This window comes from Vogesella alkaliphila, from assembly GCF_014652475.1.
Lineage (GTDB): Bacteria > Pseudomonadota > Gammaproteobacteria > Burkholderiales > Chromobacteriaceae > Vogesella > Vogesella alkaliphila.
Map to the genome: position 1 here is coordinate 413,541 of NZ_BMYW01000001.1, position 16,909 is coordinate 430,449.

16 protein-coding genes are annotated in these 16,909 nt (G+C 66.6%); 6 read left to right on the forward strand and 10 right to left on the reverse strand.

Going from position 1 to position 16,909, the window contains the following annotated elements; translation table 11 throughout:
- Window positions 1–103 precede the first annotated feature (103 nt).
- Both serS and IE100_RS01965 read right to left on the reverse strand, forming a co-directional pair.
- The gene (gene serS / locus IE100_RS01960; RefSeq protein ID WP_189372470.1) at window positions 104–1,390 is read right to left on the reverse strand and encodes a serine--tRNA ligase; all 1,287 of its coding nucleotides are present in this window, start codon (window positions 1,388–1,390) and stop codon (window positions 104–106) included.
- A 3-nt stretch (window positions 1,391–1,393) separates the two neighbouring features.
- Window positions 1,394–2,713, reverse strand: coding sequence for a replication-associated recombination protein A (locus IE100_RS01965; RefSeq protein ID WP_189372471.1), 1,320 nt, complete (start codon window positions 2,711–2,713; stop codon window positions 1,394–1,396).
- 139 nt (window positions 2,714–2,852) lie between these two features.
- Here IE100_RS01965 and IE100_RS01970 point away from each other — a divergent pair, with 139 nt between their 5' ends.
- Complete coding sequence (locus tag IE100_RS01970; protein ID WP_053068126.1) at window positions 2,853–3,527, forward strand: MarC family protein; 675 nt, start codon at window positions 2,853–2,855, stop codon at window positions 3,525–3,527.
- 30 nt (window positions 3,528–3,557) lie between these two features.
- On the opposite strand, the gene IE100_RS01975 is transcribed toward IE100_RS01970, so the two are convergent.
- On the reverse strand, window positions 3,558–3,839 hold the full coding sequence (locus tag IE100_RS01975; RefSeq protein ID WP_189372472.1) for a SemiSWEET transporter: 282 nt from the start codon (window positions 3,837–3,839) through the stop codon (window positions 3,558–3,560).
- A 172-nt stretch (window positions 3,840–4,011) separates the two neighbouring features.
- On the opposite strand from IE100_RS01975, the gene IE100_RS01980 reads away from it, so the two are divergent.
- A complete protein-coding gene (locus IE100_RS01980; RefSeq protein ID WP_189372473.1) occupies window positions 4,012–4,770 on the forward strand; it encodes a sulfite exporter TauE/SafE family protein in 759 nt (252 codons plus the stop codon).
- Window positions 4,771–4,889: 119 nt separating this feature from the next.
- On the opposite strand, the gene IE100_RS01985 is transcribed toward IE100_RS01980, so the two are convergent.
- Together IE100_RS01985 and IE100_RS01990 are read right to left on the reverse strand one after the other, a co-directional pair.
- A complete protein-coding gene (locus tag IE100_RS01985) occupies window positions 4,890–5,228 on the reverse strand; it encodes a cysteine-rich CWC family protein (RefSeq protein ID WP_189372474.1) in 339 nt (112 codons plus the stop codon).
- Complete coding sequence (locus IE100_RS01990; protein ID WP_189372475.1) at window positions 5,221–5,820, reverse strand: HutD/Ves family protein; 600 nt, start codon at window positions 5,818–5,820, stop codon at window positions 5,221–5,223. Before IE100_RS01990 ends, IE100_RS01985 begins: the two co-directional genes overlap by 8 nt.
- A gap of 358 nt (window positions 5,821–6,178) precedes the next feature.
- On the opposite strand from IE100_RS01990, the gene IE100_RS01995 reads away from it, so the two are divergent.
- A complete protein-coding gene (locus IE100_RS01995; RefSeq protein ID WP_189372476.1) occupies window positions 6,179–7,387 on the forward strand; it encodes an amino acid aminotransferase in 1,209 nt (402 codons plus the stop codon).
- 77 nt (window positions 7,388–7,464) lie between these two features.
- Here IE100_RS01995 and IE100_RS02000 read toward each other — a convergent pair whose 3' ends face one another.
- From IE100_RS02000 to IE100_RS02015, 4 genes are all read right to left on the reverse strand, one after another.
- Entirely contained in the window at window positions 7,465–8,232 is a 768-nt protein-coding gene (locus IE100_RS02000) for a substrate-binding periplasmic protein (protein WP_189372477.1), read from the reverse strand.
- A 125-nt stretch (window positions 8,233–8,357) separates the two neighbouring features.
- On the reverse strand, window positions 8,358–10,160 hold the full coding sequence (locus IE100_RS02005; RefSeq protein WP_189372478.1) for an aminopeptidase P family protein: 1,803 nt from the start codon (window positions 10,158–10,160) through the stop codon (window positions 8,358–8,360).
- A 155-nt stretch (window positions 10,161–10,315) separates the two neighbouring features.
- Window positions 10,316–11,497 (reverse strand): acetyl-CoA C-acetyltransferase, encoded by a 1,182-nt coding sequence (locus IE100_RS02010; protein ID WP_189372479.1) that lies wholly within the window; start codon window positions 11,495–11,497, stop codon window positions 10,316–10,318.
- A 96-nt stretch (window positions 11,498–11,593) separates the two neighbouring features.
- On the reverse strand, window positions 11,594–13,360 hold the full coding sequence (locus IE100_RS02015) for a PHA/PHB synthase family protein (protein WP_189372480.1): 1,767 nt from the start codon (window positions 13,358–13,360) through the stop codon (window positions 11,594–11,596).
- Between the two features lie 405 nt (window positions 13,361–13,765).
- Between IE100_RS02015 and IE100_RS02020 the strand changes: the two genes are divergently transcribed.
- The 3 genes from IE100_RS02020 (at window position 13,766) to IE100_RS02030 (ending at window position 16,062) form a co-directional block, all read left to right on the forward strand.
- Window positions 13,766–14,416 (forward strand): fumarylacetoacetate hydrolase family protein, encoded by a 651-nt coding sequence (locus tag IE100_RS02020; protein WP_189372481.1) that lies wholly within the window; start codon window positions 13,766–13,768, stop codon window positions 14,414–14,416.
- Window positions 14,413–14,826, forward strand: a complete 414-nt coding sequence (locus IE100_RS02025) for an RNA-binding S4 domain-containing protein (RefSeq protein WP_189372482.1) — start codon at window positions 14,413–14,415, stop codon at window positions 14,824–14,826. The genes IE100_RS02020 and IE100_RS02025 overlap by 4 nt, the downstream gene beginning before the upstream one ends.
- 78 nt (window positions 14,827–14,904) lie before the next feature.
- Window positions 14,905–16,062 carry an MFS transporter gene (locus IE100_RS02030; RefSeq protein ID WP_189372483.1) on the forward strand — a complete coding sequence of 386 codons (1,158 nt, stop codon included), beginning with the start codon at window positions 14,905–14,907 and terminating at the stop codon, window positions 16,060–16,062.
- 27 nt (window positions 16,063–16,089) lie between these two features.
- Here the strand turns inward: IE100_RS02030 and IE100_RS02035 are convergent, their stop codons facing one another.
- Window positions 16,090–16,875 (reverse strand): helix-turn-helix transcriptional regulator, encoded by a 786-nt coding sequence (locus IE100_RS02035; RefSeq protein WP_189372484.1) that lies wholly within the window; start codon window positions 16,873–16,875, stop codon window positions 16,090–16,092.
- Between the last annotated feature and the right edge of the window lie 34 nt (window positions 16,876–16,909).

The following is a 16,909-nucleotide window of genomic DNA, read 5'->3' on the forward strand; positions in this document are numbered from 1 at the left end:
GTCCCCGGCTGATGCCGGAGCCGGACGCAAAAAAGCCGACGCGACGCGTCGGCTTTTGCTGCAAGGTTGGCCGCAACGCTTGCGGCCAACCTTGTGCTCGACGTCAGGCGCCGATCTTGTCCTTGCCGCCCATGTACGGGCGCAGTACCGCCGGAATGGTGACCGAGCCGTCGGCGTTCTGGTAGTTCTCCAGCACCGCCACCAGCGTGCGGCCCACCGCCAGGCCGGAGCCGTTCAGCGTGTGCACGTAGCGGTTCTTGCCGTCGGCGTCCTTGAAGCGCGCCATCATGCGACGCGCCTGGAAGTCGCCCATGTTCGAGCAGGAGCTGATCTCGCGATAGGTGTTCTGCGCCGGCAGCCACACTTCCAGGTCGTAGGTCTTGTGCGAGCCGAAGCCCATGTCGCCCGTGCACAGCGTCACCACGCGGTACGGCAGCTCCAGCGCCTGCAGGATCACCTCGGCGTGGCCGACCATCTCTTCCAGTGCGGCGAAGGAGTGGTCCGGATGCGCGATCTGCACCATCTCCACCTTGTCGAACTGGTGCTGGCGGATCAGGCCGCGGGTGTCGCGACCGTAGGCGCCGGCTTCGGAGCGGAAGCACGGCGAGTGGGCGGTGAACTTCAGCGGCAGTTCGTCGTGCTTCAGCACCGACTCGCGCACCATATTGGTCATGGTGATTTCCGAGGTGGAAATCAGGTACTGCGCCTGGGCGGCTGCCTCGCCACCGCGCTCGACGCGGAACATGTCCTCGGCGAATTTCGGCAGCTGGCCGGTGCCGTACAGCACGTCGCTGTTGACGATGTACGGGGTGTAGGTCTCGCTGTAGCCGTGCTTGTCGGTGTGGGTGTTCAGCATGAACTGCGCCAGCGCACGGTGCAGCTGCGCGATCTGGCCGCGCAGCACGGTAAAGCGGGCGCCGGACAGCTTGGCGCCGGTCTCGAAGTCGAGGCCCAGCGGGCTGCCGATATCGACGTGATCCTTCACTTCGAAGTCGAATTCGCGCGGCGTGCCCCAGCGGCGGGCTTCCACGTTGCCCGACTCGTCGGCGCCGGCCGGCACCGATTCGTGCGGCAGGTTGGGGATGGTCAGCAGCCAGTTGTCGAGGTGGCTCTGCACCGCGGCGAAGGCGTCCTCGGCGGCTTTCAGCTCGTCACCCAGGGTGGCGACCTGCGCCATGATGGCGGACACGTCCTCGCCATTCTTCTTGGCGATGCCGATCTGCTTGGAGGTGCTGTTGCGCTGCGACTGCAGCTCCTGCATGCGGGTTTGCAGGGACTTGCGTTCGGCTTCCAGGCGGTTGAAAGCGTCTACTTCCAGTGTGTAACCACGGGCGGCCAGGCGGGCCGCCACTTCATCGATATTGCTGCGCAGCAGTTGAATGTCCAGCATGTTTCAGTCCTGTTTCTTTATATTGGCTTGTTCATCCAGCTGGCGTAAAAACGCCAGCTTGTCGGCAATCTTGCCCTCCAGCCCGCGCGGCACCGGCTCATACCAGCGCACGTCTTCCAGGCCTTCCGGCATATAGGTTTCGCCCGCCGCATAGGCGTGCGGCTCGTCGTGGGCGTAGCGGTAGTCGTGGCCGTAGCCCAGCTCTTTCATCAGCCGGGTCGGCGCATTACGCAAGTGTACTGGCACCGGGCGCGAGTTGTCGCCTGCCACGAAGGCGCGGGCGGCATTATACGCCTTGTAGCCGGCATTGCTCTTGGCGGCGATGGCGAGATAGATCACCGCCTGTCCCAGCGCCAGCTCGCCCTCCGGGCTGCCCAGCCGCTCGTAGGTGAGGGCGGCGTCGTTCGCGATCTGCATCGCGCGCGGATCGGCGAGGCCGATGTCTTCCCACGCCATGCGCACGATGCGTCGCGCCAGGTAGCGCGGGTCGGCGCCGCCGTCCAGCATGCGGGCGAGCCAGTACAGCGCGGCGTCGGGATTGGAGCCGCGCACCGACTTGTGCAGCGCGGAGATCTGGTCGTAGAACGCGTCGCCGCCCTTGTCGAAGCGGCGCGCGTTGACGCTGAGCACCTCGCCGAGGAAGGCGCTGTCGATGCGGCCAACCTTGCGCGCCAGCGCCGCGGTGCGGGTCTGCTCCAGCAGGTTGAGGAAACGGCGTGCGTCGCCGTCGGCGTAGCCGGCCAGCGCGTCGCGGGCGCCGTCGTCAAATGTCAGTCCGTCCAGTGCGCCGCTCGCCTCGGCACGCTTGAACAGCGCCAGCAGCTCGTCCTTGTTCAAGGATTGCAGCACGTACACCTGCGCCCGCGACAGCAGCGCGGCGTTGACCTCGAAGGACGGGTTTTCGGTGGTGGCGCCGATGAAGGTGAGCAGCCCGGATTCGACGAAGGGCAGGAAGGCGTCCTGCTGGCTCTTGTTGAAGCGGTGCACCTCGTCGACGAACAGGATGGTGCGGCGGCCGCTGCGCTGCAGCGTGGCGTGCGCGCGTTCCACCGCCTCGCGGATGTCCTTGACGCCGGACAGCACCGCCGACAGCGGGATGAAGTCGGCGTCGAAGGCGCCGGCGAGGATGCGCGCCAGCGTGGTCTTGCCGACGCCGGGCGGCCCCCACAGGATCATCGAGTGCGGCACCTGCGCCTCGATCGCCATGCGCAGCGGCTTGCCGGGGCCGATCAGGTGTTGCTGGCCGATGACGTCGTCGAGCGAACTCGGGCGCAGCGCTTCGGCCAGCGGCTTGTGGGGTTCTTTGGCAAACAGGTCGTTCATGCGCTGATTTTACGTGCAAACCGGTATTTGTGCCGCGCCGATCGCGTGGCCATGCACGCAGCTGGCATGGCGGCCGGCAAGCAGTGCTAGAATCCGGCGACCGTCCCCCCACCCTGCGAGTTTTCCGGCCATGACCCCGATGTTGTCCCTGTTTGTGAGCAAGTACCTGTTCGTGCTGGCGGCGCTGCTGCCCATCATCAATCCGCCCGGGCTGGTGCCGTTCTTCATCTCGCTGACCTCGCACAACAGCAATGCGCAGCGCGCCTTCCTGGCGCGGCGGATCGCGATCTACTGCTTCCTGTTGCTGCTGGGCAGCATGTATATCGGCGGCGTGGTGCTGGAATTCTTCGGCGTGTCGCTGCCGGTGGTGCAGGTGTCCGGCGGCCTGCTGATCACCATCGCCGCCTGGCGCATGCTCAACGACGCGCCGGCGGAGGCGTCGCCGCAGCTGGCGCAGGGCGAGCACCGTGAGGCGCTGAAGCAGCGCGCCTTCTATCCGCTGACCTTTCCGCTGACGGTGGGGCCGGGCTCGATCTCGGTGGCGATCACCATCGGCGCCTCGCTGACCGGCACCGGTTCCGCGCTGGCGCGCTACACCATCGCGCCGGTGGCGAGCCTGGCGGCGGTGGCCACCATTTGCCTCGCGATCTGGGTGTGCCTGCGCAATGCCGACAAGCTGTTCCGCTATCTGGGGCAGACCGGTTCGGTGGTGTTCCTGCGCCTGACCGCCTTCATCCTGCTGTGCCTGGGGGTGCAGATCATCTGGATGGGGCTCAGCGGCCTGCTGGAGCCGCTGCTGGCGGTGCGGCGCTAAAGCTTGGCCGCAAGCGGATGACAGGGCGCGCTACGGCGCGCTTTTTGCTGTGCGCGTGCGCAAGACCTCGCGCAGCTTCATGACCAGGATCACCGACGACAGCAGCATCGACAGCGCGTTGGCCAGCACCACCGGCAGCGCCGCGATGGAGAGGCCGTACAGCAGCCAGGTGCCGGTGCCGCACACCAACATCAGGTACATCGACAATGAAATACTGTGCGTGTCGCGGGTGCGCAGGGTGTGTAGCACCTGCGGCAAGAGGCTGCCGGTGGTGAGCAGGGCGGCGAGATAGCCAAGTTGCGTGGTGTCCATGGCGTGCTACCGGAGAGGTCAGACGGTGAGTGAAGGCTGCCGTCCATTCTGCGGCAGCGGCCGTTGGAAGCGAAGCGCCATATCACCATAGCATATCCGGAACAGGCTGTTCTGTTGCGGCACCGGCAGCAAGGCGTACAATGCGCGGCTTGCCTCGTCCGGAATGCTATTGATGTTGACTTTGTCGTTTTTGTGCGCGTTTGCGTTTCTTGCCGGTCTGATCGACGCCGCCGTCGGCGGTGGCGGCCTGATCCAGATCCCGGCGCTGTTCAATGCGCTGCCGAATGCCTCGGTGCCGGCGCTGTTCGGGACCAACAAGATGGCCTCGGCGATGGGCACGCTGTCGGCGGCCCGTTCCTACCTGCGTCAGGTCACCATCCCGTGGCGGCTGGTACTGCCGGCGGCGGCGGCGGCGTTCGTGATGTCGTTCGCCGGCGCGGCGGCGGTGAGCCTGATCCCGGCGACGGTGATGCGGCCGCTGGTGCTGGTGCTGCTGATCGTGATGGCGGTGTACACCTTCCGCAAGAAGACCCTCGGCGCGGTGCATGCGCCGGTGGCGATCGGCCGCCGCGAGCTGGTGGTCGGCCTGCTGATCGGCGGCGCCATCGGCTTTTACGACGGCCTGTTCGGGCCGGGCACCGGCAGCTTCCTGATGTTCTTGTTCGTGCGCTTTTTCGCCTTCGACTTCCTGCACGCCTCGGCCTCGGCCAAGGTGGTCAACCTGTCGACCAATATCGCGGCGCTGAGCTTCTTCATCCCGACCGGCAACGTGCTGTTCGGCTACGCGCTGCCGATGGCGGTGTGCAATGTCGCCGGCGCCATGGTCGGCTCGCACATCGCGATGCGCAAGGGCGCCGGCTTCGTGCGCATCCTGTTCCTGCTGCTGGTCAGCGTGCTGATCCTGAAGCTGGCCTACGACATGCTGAAGTAAGCGCCGCGAACAAAACCTCGCAGCGCACCTGAGCCAAGGCGCGCCGACGCAGACAGTACAAGTCGTACGGCAAGGCGGCGCAACGCAGGAGCAGGGGTTTTGTTAGTGGCGCTAAGCGGTCAGCGCGTTGCGGCCAACTGTTGCAGACAGGCCGGGCACAGGCAGTCGCCGCCGCTGTCGGCGCTGGCCAGCGGCGGCAGGGCCATGCACCAGCAGCCCCCCTTGTCGCCGCCTGTGCCGCAGTGGAAAGGTTGGCCGCAACGGCCGCAGTTCAGTTCGCGCAGCGGCAAGGGCTGGCGCAGGCTGGCGATGCGCTGCAACGCCGCCTGTTTCTCCGCCTTGCTGGCCGAGCCCCAGCCGCTGATCTCCGCCAGCGTGCGCAGGCAGCCGGTGCAGTAGCGGCCGCTGGCATCGAGCCGGCATTGCTTGACGCAGGGCGAGGCGATGTCCTCAGTCATCGCCGTCGGTCCCCGCATCCCCAAACACGACATGCGCCAGCAGTAGTTGGCAGGCGTTGTCGCTGTGCAGCTGCAGCGTGCCGGCCTGCTCCCGCCATAGCAGGTCGAACGGCCGCAGCCTGTCGCTGACTTCGCCACCATTCACCGTCACCGCGTCGCCCTGTGCCAGGAACAGCAGCAGCGGGCCGTCGTGCGCCAGCGTCAGGCTGCCGTCGAGCGACAGCCGTTCGGCGCGGTGCCGGCAGCGGCTGCGGCGGGTCATGATGTTGAAGTCGCGCACCTTGCCGGCTAGGCGCCGGCTGCTGATCGGCCATTCGCCGGCAAAGTGCAGCAGCGGGCTGTCCGTTTGCAGCGTGGCCAGTGGCGCACCGTCGCGCTGCAACTGCAGGCCGCCGCCTTCCAGCAGCGTCAGGGTGCGGTCGATGCCGTCGAAGCGCGAGAACGGGCCGTCGCTGTCGACATCGGCGACGCTGACGCGCAGCGCAAAGTCGTCAAGGTTGGCCGCAGCGGGGCGGATCAGCAGCTGGCGGGTGATGCCGCCGCCGTTTTTCCACGGGCTGGGCGGGCAGTCGGCAAAGCGGACGATGTGCATGAGGGTCGGGGCCGGACAGGGAAAGCGCGATGGTAGCACGCGGCCGGTGCCGGTCGCAGCGGGCAGGGTGCCGGCGCGCAAGCCTGGCCGCAACCCCTGGCGGGCGGAATTGACACAAAGCTGCCCCGCTGGGACAGCCGGCGGCGCGCGGCCCGTAGCCATGGCCGCCGGCATGGCAGGATGTGCCGCCATGTCGCTTATCGGCGCAAGCCTGCGGCACAAACGTCAAGCTGCTTGCCGCAGCGCGGCGCGATGCCTCGTGATAGACTTCTGTGTCCGGATTTTGTCACCCTGTCTGCCGGCCGGTAGCGACCCGTATGCTGCCGGCAGCAAGTCATTCAACACTTTGGAGCCCCGCATGTCCTCTTCGATCTTCGCCGCCGTGGAAATGGCGCCGCGCGACCCGATTCTTGGCCTGAACGAAGCCTTCAACGCCGATACCCGTCCGACAAAAGTCAACCTGGGTGTCGGCGTTTATTACGACGACAACGGCAAGATCCCGCTGCTGGCCGCCGTGAAGGCCGCCGAAAAGGTGCGTCTGGAAGCGATGCCGCCGCGCGGCTACCAGCCGATCGAAGGCCCGGCCACCTACACCTTGGCGGTGCAGAACCTGCTGTTCGGCGCCGACAGCGCGCTGACCGCCGCCGGTCGCGTGGTGACCGCCGAAGCGCTGGGTGGTACCGGCGCCCTGAAGATCGGTGCCGACTTCCTGAAGCGCCTGAATGCTGACGCCAAGGTCTACATCAGCAACCCGTCGTGGGAAAACCACCGCGCGCTGTTCGAGTCCGCCGGCTTCACCGTTGAAAACTACCCGTACTACGACGAAGCGACCCGTGGCGTGAACTTCGAGGCGATGAAGGCCTTCCTGCTGGGCCTGGACGCTGGTTCCGTGATCGTGCTGCACGCCTGCTGCCACAACCCGACCGGCGCCGACCTGTCCGACGCCCAGTGGGCGGAAGTGGTGGACGCCTGCCGCAGCCGCGGTCTGGTGCCGTTCCTCGACATGGCCTACCAGGGCTTTGCCGACGGCATCGAGGCCGATGCGGTGGCGGTGCGCCTGTTCTCCGCCTCCGGCCTGCAGTTTTTCGTGTCCAGCTCCTTCTCCAAGAGCTTCTCGCTGTACGGCGAACGCGTCGGCGCGCTGTCCATCGTGACCGAGAGCAAGGAAGAGTCCGCGCGCGTGCTGTCGCAGCTCAAGCGCGTGATCCGTACCAACTACTCCAACCCGCCTATCCACGGCGGTGCGGTGGTGGCGGCGGTACTGTCCAGCCCGGAACTGCGCCAGCAGTGGGAAGACGAACTGGCAGGCATGCGCGATCGCATCCGCGCCATGCGCGTGGCACTGGTGGAAGCGATCCAGGCCCAGGGCGTGGCGCAGGACTTCAGCTTCGTGATCAAGCAGCGCGGCATGTTCTCCTACACCGGCCTGACCGTGGCCCAGGTCGAGCGCCTGAAGGAAGAGTTCGGCATCTACGCGGTGTCCACCGGCCGTATCTGCCTGGCGGCACTGAACAGCAAGAACATCGGCTACGTGGCCGAAGCGATTGCCAAGGTGGTCAAGGCCTGATCGATCCGGCCGGCTTCACCACGAAAAACCCCGCTGTCTGACAGCGGGGTTTTTTCATGGCCGTTGCGTGGCGGGGCTTACGGCTCCAGCCCGACGCGCAGCACCTCCAGCGGTGGCGCGCTGAGCGGGAACCAGCGCTTGTGGATGGCCTGGAAGCTGCCGTCACGCTTCATGTCGCGCAGCGCCTGCTCCCAGGCCAGCACCTGTTGCCGCGACGTGCCCCTAGAGAAGGCGAGGTACAGCGCCAGCGACTCCAGCGTCGCGATGCGCTCCACCGCGTTGTCGGCGATCCCCAGCCGCTGCAGCACCTGCGGCACCACGATATTGCCCTCCGCCCACAGCCGCACGCGGCCGGCCAGCAGCATCCTGGCCGAGTGCTGCGGGTCGGTGGTGGCGGTGACGTTGTAACCGTGCGTCCGCGCGGTGCTCTCGAAAATGCTGCCGCGATAGGCCGCGGTCGGCAACCGCCGCCGCACGTCGCCCATGTCGCGCAGCTGCTGCGCCTGTTCGCGCAGCGCGAACACGTCGGTGCTGGAGGTCGCCACCGGTCCCAGCAGCGTCATCTTGCCTTCGCGCTCGGCATTGCGGCCCACGGTAAACAGCAGCACGTCTGGTTCGCTCAGCAGGTGCTGGTAGGCGCGCGCCCACGGTTGTACCTGGATGGTGTCGCGGTTGCCGGTGCGCTTTTGCAGCGCCTGCACCACTTCCACCGCCATGCCGGCGGCGGCATCCTGCTTGTTGCGGAAGCTGAGCGGCGGCCAGTCTTCGGTGTAGATCGCCAGTGCGCGTCCCGGCTGGCTGTAGCCGGTCAGCAGCAGGAGCAGGACAAGGAAAGGGTATCGCATATGAATATCCCGACGGACTGGGCCGCCAGTTTACTACAGCCGGCGATGGCGTCGCGGGGCGTGCCAAAAAAACAAGGTTGGCCGCAGTGTTGCGGCCAACCTTGTTCGGCAGGGAGGGGGCGGGCTTACAGCGCGCGGGTGTGCTGCTGCAGCCAGGCCAGCGCCACGCCGTCCAGCTGAGGTGCTAGCCGTTCGCGCACGTGGCGGTGGTAGTCGTTGAGCCAGTCGGTTTCCTCCTGGTTCAGCAGCGCGGGTTCGATGCAGCGCAGGTCGATCGGGCACAGCGTCAGCGTTTCGAACTTGAGGAAGTCGCCGAACGCGTTGCTGTCGGCGGCCACGTTCAGCAGCAGGTTCTCGATGCGCACGCCCCACTGGCCGGGGCGGTAGATGCCCGGCTCGTTGGAGGTGATCATGCCCGGTTGCATCGCCATGGTCGCTTCCGGCTGCGAGCGCGAGATGCTCTGCGGGCCTTCGTGCACGTTGAGGAAATAGCCGACACCGTGGCCGACGCCGTGGCCGAAGTCGATGCCGTGCTGCCAGATCGGCGCCCGCGCCAGCGCGTCCAGCATCGGCGACAGCGTGCCCTGCGGAAACTGCGCGCGCGACAGGGCGATCATACCCTTCAGCACCAGCGTGAAGTCGCGCTTCTGTTCGGCGCTGGGCTGGCCCACCGCCACCACGCGGGTGATGTCGGTGGTGCCGCCCAGGTACTGGCCGCCGGAGTCGATCAGCAGCAGGCCGTCGCCCTCGATCGCCGCGTGGTGTGCCGCGGTGGCGCGGTAGTGCGGCAGCGCGCCGTTGGCGTTGAAGCCGGCGATGGTGGCGAAGCTGGGCGACACGAAGCCGGGGCGGCGGGCGCGCGCGGCGGTGATCTGCTCGTCGATGGTCAGCTCGGTGATGGTCAGCTCGGTGATGGTCTCGCGGTTGACCGCGCCCTCGAACCAGGCAAAGAACTCGGCCAGCGCCACGCCGTCCTGCACCATGGTGTCGCGCACGTGCTGCGCCTCGGCCTCGCTCTTGCGCGACTTGAGCAGGGTGGAGGGGTTGATGGTCTCGACCACGGCAACGTTGGCCGCGATGGCCTCGCGCAGGCCGAGGGTGACGCGGCGGGGGTCCAGCAGCAGGCGGCTGTCCGCCGCCAGGGCCGCCAGCGCGACCTTGGCCTGACCGTAAGCGGCGACGGCGATGCCGTCTGCGGCCAACCTTTGCGCCAGCGCGGTGTCGATCTTGCCGTCGCCGACGAACAGGGTGCCGCCGCTGCCGTCCAGCAGCAGGTGGCTGACGAACACCGGGTTGTAACTGACGTCGCTGCCGCGCAGGTTCAGCAGCCAGGCGATGTCGTCCAGCGTGGAGAGGAAGTGGTGGCTGGCGCCGTGCTGCCGCATCGCGTCGCGCACCGCGGCCAGCTTGTCGGCGCGGCTGGTGGCGGCGTAGGGCGGCAGGTGTTCGTACACCGGCTGGCCCGGCAGCGGCGAGCGATCCGGCCACACCGCCTGCAGCAGGTCGTCACTGCGCAGCGTGATGCCGGCGGCGAGGAGTTTGTCCTGCAGCGCGCGGGCGCTGGCCAGGGCCAGCACGTCGCCGTCTACCGCCAGCACGTCGCCGGCACCAAGGTTGGCCGCAAGCCAGTCCAGGTGCAGCGGCTGGGCCACGGTCTGGATCTTCATCAGTGCGATGCCGCTGCCGGCCAGCTCCTGTTCCGCCTGCACCCAGTAGCGGCTGTCGGCCCACAGGCCGGCAAAATCGGCGGTGACGATCAGGGTGCCGACCGAGCCGTGAAAGCCGGACAGCCAGCGCCGGCCCTGCCAGTGGGGCGGCAGGTACTCGGACAGGTGTGGATCGGAGGACGGAATCAGGCAGGCGGCGATGCCTTGCTGCTGCATGTGGCGGCGCAGTGCGGCCAGGCGGGTCGGGATGGTGTGCGTCATCGTACTTCTCGGTGGGAGATTGTATGCATTCTGCGATGGCGGGGTGTTTTGTGCAAATTATTTTGCCAATTGGCGCAATAGTCTGTCTTTCTATAAATGAATAGGGCATGAAAAAAGCCGGAGCAGGCTCCGGCTTGGTTTTTCGGACTACAGGCTTACTTGCGTTCTACCGCCAGCGCCACGCCCATGCCGCCACCGATGCACAGTGTCGCCAGGCCTTTCTTGGCGTCGCGACGCTGCATTTCGTGCAGCAGGGTCACCAGCACGCGGCAGCCGGAAGCGCCGATCGGGTGACCCAGTGCAATGGCGCCACCGTTGACGTTAACCTTGTCCGCGCTCCAGCCCAGCTCTTTCGCCACGCCCAGTGCCTGTGCGGCGAAGGCTTCGTTGGCTTCCACCAGGTCGAGGTCTTCCACCTTCCAGCCGGCCTTGTCCAGCGCCTTGCGGGTGGCGGCTACCGGGCCGATGCCCATGATTTCCGGTGCGCAGCCGGTCAGCGCGTAGGACTTGATGGTGGCCAGCGGCGTCAGGCCCAGTTCGGCGGCCTTGGCGGCGGTCATCAGCATCACCGCGGCGGCGCCGTCGTTGATGCCGGAGGCGTTACCGGCGGTCACGGAACCGTCTTTCTTGAACGCCGGGCGCAGCTTGGCCAGGGTTTCGGTGGTGGTGCCCACCTTGATGTACTCGTCGCTGGCGAAGGCAACAGGGTCGCCCTTGCGCTGCGGTACCAGCACCGGCACGATCTCGTCGACGAACTTGCCGGCTTTCTGCGCGGCTTCGGCGCGGTTCTGCGAGGCCAGTGCCAGCGCATCCTGCTCGTCGCGGCTGATCTCGTACTTGGCGGCCACGTTTTCGGCGGTGATGCCCATGTGGTACTGGTTGTAGACATCGGTCAGGCCGTCGGCAACCATGGTGTCCACCAGCTGGGCGTTGCCCATGCGGAAGCCGTCACGCGAGCCCGGCAGGATGTGCGGCGACAGCGACATGCTTTCCTGGCCGCCGGCGATCACGATCTCGGCGTCGCCGTTGGCGATGGCCTGGGCACCCAGGTGCACGGCGCGCAGGCCGGAGCCGCATACCACGTTGAGGGTGGAGGCCGGGGTCGACACCGGCAGGCCGGCCTTGATCAGCGCCTGGCGCGCCGGGTTCTGGCCGGCGCCGGCGGTCAGCACCTGACCGAGGATCACTTCGCTCACCGCTTCCGGCTTCACGCCGGTCTTCTCCAGCAAACCCTTGATCACGGTTGCACCCAGCTCCGGAGCCGGGATTTTGGACAGCGAGCCACCAAAGCTGCCGACAGCGGTACGCAGGGCGGCAACGATCACGATATCTTGCATGAGAGTTTCTCCACGAGTGTGTTTGCTTGTTATTGGCTACAGTGCTGTTGTGCGACGCACAAGGGGCACTGTAGCACAATCCATGAGACGGGTTGTTTACTGCATGGCCGCCAGTTGCGGCATGGCCTTGGCCTGCACGTACAGACCCGGTGCCGGGCACAGCGGCGGCAATTCCTTGCTGCCCATCGCCTTCGGCGCGGCCACTTTCTTGCCGGACTGCGGCGCCAGCCAGCCGTCCCAGTCCTTCCACCAGCTGCCGGGCATGCTCTGTGCGGTTTCCAGCCAGGTGTCGGCGTCGGCGGCCAACGTGTCGTTGACCCAGTAGTTGCGCTTGTCCTTGGTCACCGGGTTGATGGAGCCGGCGATGTGGCCGGAGGCGCCGAGCACGAAGCGGCGCGAGGCGGCGCCTTCCAGGAACTTGACGCCGTCGAAGGCCGATTTCCACGGCACGATGTGGTCTTCACGCGCGGCGAAGATGTACACCGGCACCTTGATCTTGCGGATGTCGATCTTCACGCCGCACAGGGTGATGCTGTCCGGCTTGGTCAGCGCGTTGCGGTCGTAGTACTCGCGCAGGAAGAAGGTGTGCATCGGCATCGGCAGGTCCACCGCGTCGTTGTTCCAGTACAAGAGGTCGAACGGTGGCGGCGTTTTGCCCAGCAGGTAGTTGTTGACCACGTAGTTCCACACCAGGTCGTTGGCGCGCAGGCTGGCAAAGGTGCGGCCCAGCTCCTTGCCGCTGACGATGCCGCCGTTGCCGGCGGCCAGCTTGGCCTCGCGACCCTTGAAGAAGTTGTCATCGAGGAAGACCTTGATCTCGCCCGGATCGGTGTGGTCGATCAGCGAGGTCATGAAGGTGGCGGAATCGATGTAGTTCAGGCCGCGCGCTTCCATCACGCACAGAGCGGTGGTGAGGATCACGCCGCCGATGCAGAAGCCCAGCGCGTTCATGCTAGGCTGCTTGGTGATCTTGCGCACCGCTTCGGCGGCGGCGATCACGCCTTCCTCGATGTAGTTGTCCCACTGGTACAGCCTCATCTCCGGCGTCGCGGACTTCCAGCTGACCAGGAACACGCGGTAACCCTGGGCGACGAAGTGGCGCACCATGGAGTTGTCCGGCTGCAGGTCCATCAGGTAGTACTTGTTGACGCAGGGCGGCACGATCAGCAGCGGCTTTTCGTAGACTTCGCCGGTGGTCGGGGTGTACTGGATCAGCTCGATCAGCTCGTTGCGGAACACCACTTCGCCCGGGGTGCAGGCAATGTTCTTGCCGATCTCGAACTTGGTCTCGTCCGACATCGAGATGTGACCCTTCTGGATGTCTTCCATCATGTTCTTCATGCCTTCGACCAGGCTCTCGCCCTTGGTCTCGATGGCCTGCTTGATCACTTCCGGATTGGTCAGCATGAAGTTGGTCGGCGCCATGGCGTCGATGTACTGGCGGGTGACGAAGGCCAGTCGTTCCTTGTCTTCGCCTTCCAGATGGGTCTGGTCGGCGAGGTCGGTCATCCATTTCGAGGTCAGCAGGTAGCTTTGCTTGATGAAGCTGTAGAAGGGATGATCGTTCCATTCCGGTGCCGAGAAGCGGCGGTCAGTGCTGGCCGTCGGGGCAGCGGCGGCGCCGTTCTGGCCCAGGAACTGAATCCACAGGTTCATCTGCTGCTGGTACAGGCTGTTCTGCATCGCGATGAACTGGGTGGCGTTATTGACCATCTGGTTCCAGGCGCCGGCCATCGGGTTGGCGGCATCTTGCGGCGTCAGGCCGCTGCTCATGGAGTTGACGAACTGCTGCATCCACTTTTGATTGGCCTCGGACAGGTTGGCAAAAAAGCTGTCCAGCGGGTTGGGGGTTTCCTGGCTCATGGGTTCTCCTTCGAAAGTGGAAAGACGATCAGCACCATCCCGCCCTGCATGCAGGCTGTTTTCTTGCGGGTGCTGTCGGTAGTTGCTTACGACTGTACCACCGCTTTATGACAAAACACAGCGCCTTATTGTTGCAGCGCAGGAATATCGTTGCGGGCTCGCAAACGCCATGCCAGCGCATGGGCGATGGCCGTCGGGGCGGGGATGCGGATGATGGCGGCAGTATAACCTGCTTCATGCTTTTGGTATGTTGCGATGCATCAATTTCTGTCGGCGATGCCCGGATGCCGGTAGCGGTGACGGCGGCAAGGTTGCCCTGCGGCGGCTGGAAAATCATACTGCGGCAGTGGCCGCGCTTTGCCTGTCTCCAGTCCGGCCCAATCACTTCAAGAAAAGGAAACATTCATGTACGTGCAGCTGTCGGGGACCGCGCAGCGGGTGAATACGGTGTTCTGCATCGGGCGCAATTACGCTGCCCATGCCGCCGAGCTGGGCAACGCGGTGGAGAGCGAGCCGGTGGTGTTCCTGAAGCCGAATGCGGCGCTGCTGCGCGAGGGCAGCCCCATCGTGCTGCCGGACTACTCGCAGGAGGTGCACTACGAGTGCGAGCTGGTGTTGCTGATCGGCAAGGACGCCGACCACGTCGACGAGGCCGCGGCGCTGTCCTGCATCGCCGGCTACGGCCTCGGCCTGGACCTGACCGCGCGCGACGTGCAGTCGGAGGTGAAGGCCAAGGGCTTGCCGTGGACCAAGGCCAAGGGCTTTCGCGGCGCCGCCTGCGTGTCGGATTTCGTTGCGGCCAACCTGGTCGCCGATCCGGCGCGGCTGCAGTTCGATCTGCACGTCAACGGCGAGCCGCGCCAGCACGGCGACACCGCGCTGATGCAGTTTCCGGTGGCGACCATCGTCAGCTACCTGTCGCGCGTCTACGGCCTGCGCGCCGGCGACCTGGTGTTTACCGGCACGCCGGAAGGGGTGGGGCGACTGAAGGGGGGCGATCGTCTGCAGCTGGCGCTGCCGGGGTTGCTGCAGGCCGAGTGGCAGGTGGCGCGATGAGCAAGGCAAGGTTGGCCGCAACGGCGGATGACGACAAGGTAAGGCTGGACAAGTGGCTGTGGGCGGCGCGCTTTTACAAGACGCGGCAGCTGGCGCACGAGGCGCTGGAGCTGGGCCGGGTGCTGGTCGGCGGCGAGCGGGTCAAGGGCTCGCGGGTGGCGAAGGAGGGCGACGAGCTGTTGATCCGCATCGAGCGGCTGGAGTACAAGGTCACCATCCTGGCGCTGGCGACACAACGACGGCCGGCCAGGGAAGCGCAGCTGCTGTACAGCGAGAGCGAGGCGTCGGTGACCGCGCGCGAACACCAGATCGCGCTGCAAAAGGCCGAACACGCCAGCTATCCGCACGGTGACGGCCGGCCGACGAAAAAGGCGCGCCGCGACATCTCCCGTTTCAAGGACAGCTGGTGAGCGGTAGGCGGGGGCCGGCAATGGCGCTATCATGCCGCCCCGCGCCTGTTTTTGCCCTTGCCTGAAAGAAAATCCGCCATGCCCCCCGTTGCCGATCTGCGTCCGTTCGCCGCGTTCTACTTCAGCTATTTCGCCTTCCAGGGGCTGTTCGGCCCGTTCTGGGGGCTGTATCTGGAGTCGCTGGCGTTCAGCACGGTGCAGATCTCGGTGCTGATGGCGCTGTCGACGCTGGCGCGCATCGTGGCGCCGGGCTTGTGGGGCTGGCTGGCCGACCGGCGTGGCCGGCGGCGCAGCATTATCCTGTCGACCTCGCTGCTGTCGGCGCTGGCGTTCGCCTTCGTCGGGCTGGACAACGGCTTCTGGTGGGTGTTCGTCAGCCTGGCGGTATCGCACTTCTTCTGGGCGGCGGCGCTGCCGCTGGTCGAGGCCAGCACCGCGCACCTGACGCGCGCCACGCCGGGGCGCTACAGCCGGGTGCGGGTGTGGGGCTCGATCGGCTTTGTCACGCTGTCGCTGGTCGGCGGCGCCTTGCTGGAGCTGATCGGGCTTCGCAACCTGCCGTGGGCGGTGCTGGCGCTGTTGCTGCTGATCGCGCTGGCCGCCTGGTTCGTGCCGGAGGTGCAGGCCGCGCCGCGCAGTCCGTCGCGTCAACCCATCGCCGCTACCCTGCGCCGGCCGCAGGTGCTGGCGCTGTTCGCCTGCTGCTTCCTGCTCGCCTTCGGCATGGGGCCTTACTACACCTTCTATTCGATCGGCCTGCAACAGGCCGGCTACGGCAAGAGCGCCATCGGCTGGCTGTGGTCGGTGGGGGTGATCTGCGAGATCAGCGTCTTCCTGCTGATGCCGCGGCTGATGGCGCGCTTCACGCTGGAGCAGCTGATGCTGGCATCCTTGCTGGTGACCGCGCTGCGCTTCGTGCTGATCGCGCTGCTGCTGGCGCAGCCAGCGGTGGCGGTGTTCGCGCAGACGCTGCACGCCTTCACCTTCGGTGTACATCACGCGGCGGCGGTGGGGCTGATCCACCGCTACTTTGCCGAGCAGCACCAGGCGCGCGGCCAGGGCCTGTACGTGATTGCTTCCTTCGGCATCGGCGGCAGTGCCGGCGGCCTGCTTGGTGGCGTGCTGTGGCCGTATGGCGGGGTGACGCTGACCTTTGCCGTGTCTGCGGTGGTGACCTTCATCGGCGTGCTGGTGTGCTGGCGCTGGCTGCGCACGCCGCCGCCGGTGCACGGTTGAGGCCAAAGGTTGGCCGCAGCACCGCCCTCAGCTCGACAGCAGCATCACCAGCTTCAGTCCCGGCGCGTTGGCCAGTCGCAGCGTCAGTTGCTGGTAACTGACCTGTCCCAGTTGCGCGTGGTTGAACGCGCGCTCGCCGCCTTCTCGCCCCTGCACGTCCTGCTGCCGCCACAGGCTGTCGAAGTCGCCGCTCTGCCGGCGCAGGCCATCGAGCAGGGCGCCGACTTCACCGTCATCGCGGCGGGCGCTGATCTCGGCGCGGAATTCCGCCACCATGCGCCGCGCCCGCGTCGGCCAGTCGTCCACCAGCTGCGGCGCCAGCGGGTGCAGGAACATGAAGTGCAGCAGGTTGTGGCGCGGCTCCGGCTGGTCCAGCCAGCCGCAAAACAGGGTGGCGGCCTGCGCGTTCCACGCCGGCACGAACCATAGCCCGTCCAGTACATAGGCCGGGCCGGCGATTTTGCCGACCGCCAGCGCCAGCGCCTGTTGTGCCTCCGGATCGCTGGCGAGGTGGGCGTCGTCCGGATTCTTCTGCCCGGCGAGGTTGAACAGGTAGTCGCGTTCGGCGCGGCTCAGCAGCAGCGCGTCGGCCAGCCGTGCCAGCGTGGCGGCCGATACCGACTGCGTGCGGCCCTGCTCGATCCAGGTCAGCCAGGTGGGGCTGATGCCGCACAGCGCGGCGACTTCCTCGCGGCGCAGGCCCTTGGCGCGGCGGCGGCTGCCGGCGGGCAGGCCGGCCTGCTGCGGCGATACGCGCTCGCGGTGGCTGCGGATGAAGTCGCCCAGCGGGCTGGTGGTGCGCTCGTCGTTCATGGTGTGGGCGGCTTATCTTGGTAGTGTGACTACT

Bases quoted from the DNA above. Each gene is read 5' to 3' on its own strand.
- IE100_RS02025 (WP_189372482.1), top strand. From the start codon at position 14,413: ATGAGCAAGGCAAGGTTGGCCGCAACGGCGGATGACGACAAGGTAAGG.
- IE100_RS01975 (WP_189372472.1), bottom strand. From the start codon at position 3,839: ATGGACACCACGCAACTTGGCTATCTCGCCGCCCTGCTCACCACCGGC.
- serS (WP_189372470.1), bottom strand. From the start codon at position 1,390: ATGCTGGACATTCAACTGCTGCGCAGCAATATCGATGAAGTGGCGGCC.
- IE100_RS02005 (WP_189372478.1), bottom strand. From the start codon at position 10,160: ATGACGCACACCATCCCGACCCGCCTGGCCGCACTGCGCCGCCACATG.
- IE100_RS01990 (WP_189372475.1), bottom strand. From the start codon at position 5,820: ATGCACATCGTCCGCTTTGCCGACTGCCCGCCCAGCCCGTGGAAAAAC.
- IE100_RS01995 (WP_189372476.1), top strand. From the start codon at position 6,179: ATGTCCTCTTCGATCTTCGCCGCCGTGGAAATGGCGCCGCGCGACCCG.
- IE100_RS01970 (WP_053068126.1), top strand. From the start codon at position 2,853: ATGTTGTCCCTGTTTGTGAGCAAGTACCTGTTCGTGCTGGCGGCGCTG.
- IE100_RS02035 (WP_189372484.1), bottom strand. From the start codon at position 16,875: ATGAACGACGAGCGCACCACCAGCCCGCTGGGCGACTTCATCCGCAGC.
- IE100_RS02020 (WP_189372481.1), top strand. From the start codon at position 13,766: ATGTACGTGCAGCTGTCGGGGACCGCGCAGCGGGTGAATACGGTGTTC.
- IE100_RS02000 (WP_189372477.1), bottom strand. From the start codon at position 8,232: ATGCGATACCCTTTCCTTGTCCTGCTCCTGCTGCTGACCGGCTACAGC.
- IE100_RS01985 (WP_189372474.1), bottom strand. From the start codon at position 5,228: ATGACTGAGGACATCGCCTCGCCCTGCGTCAAGCAATGCCGGCTCGAT.
- IE100_RS02010 (WP_189372479.1), bottom strand. From the start codon at position 11,497: ATGCAAGATATCGTGATCGTTGCCGCCCTGCGTACCGCTGTCGGCAGC.
- IE100_RS01980 (WP_189372473.1), top strand. From the start codon at position 4,012: ATGTTGACTTTGTCGTTTTTGTGCGCGTTTGCGTTTCTTGCCGGTCTG.
- IE100_RS01965 (WP_189372471.1), bottom strand. From the start codon at position 2,713: ATGAACGACCTGTTTGCCAAAGAACCCCACAAGCCGCTGGCCGAAGCG.
- IE100_RS02030 (WP_189372483.1), top strand. From the start codon at position 14,905: ATGCCCCCCGTTGCCGATCTGCGTCCGTTCGCCGCGTTCTACTTCAGC.
- IE100_RS02015 (WP_189372480.1), bottom strand. From the start codon at position 13,360: ATGAGCCAGGAAACCCCCAACCCGCTGGACAGCTTTTTTGCCAACCTG.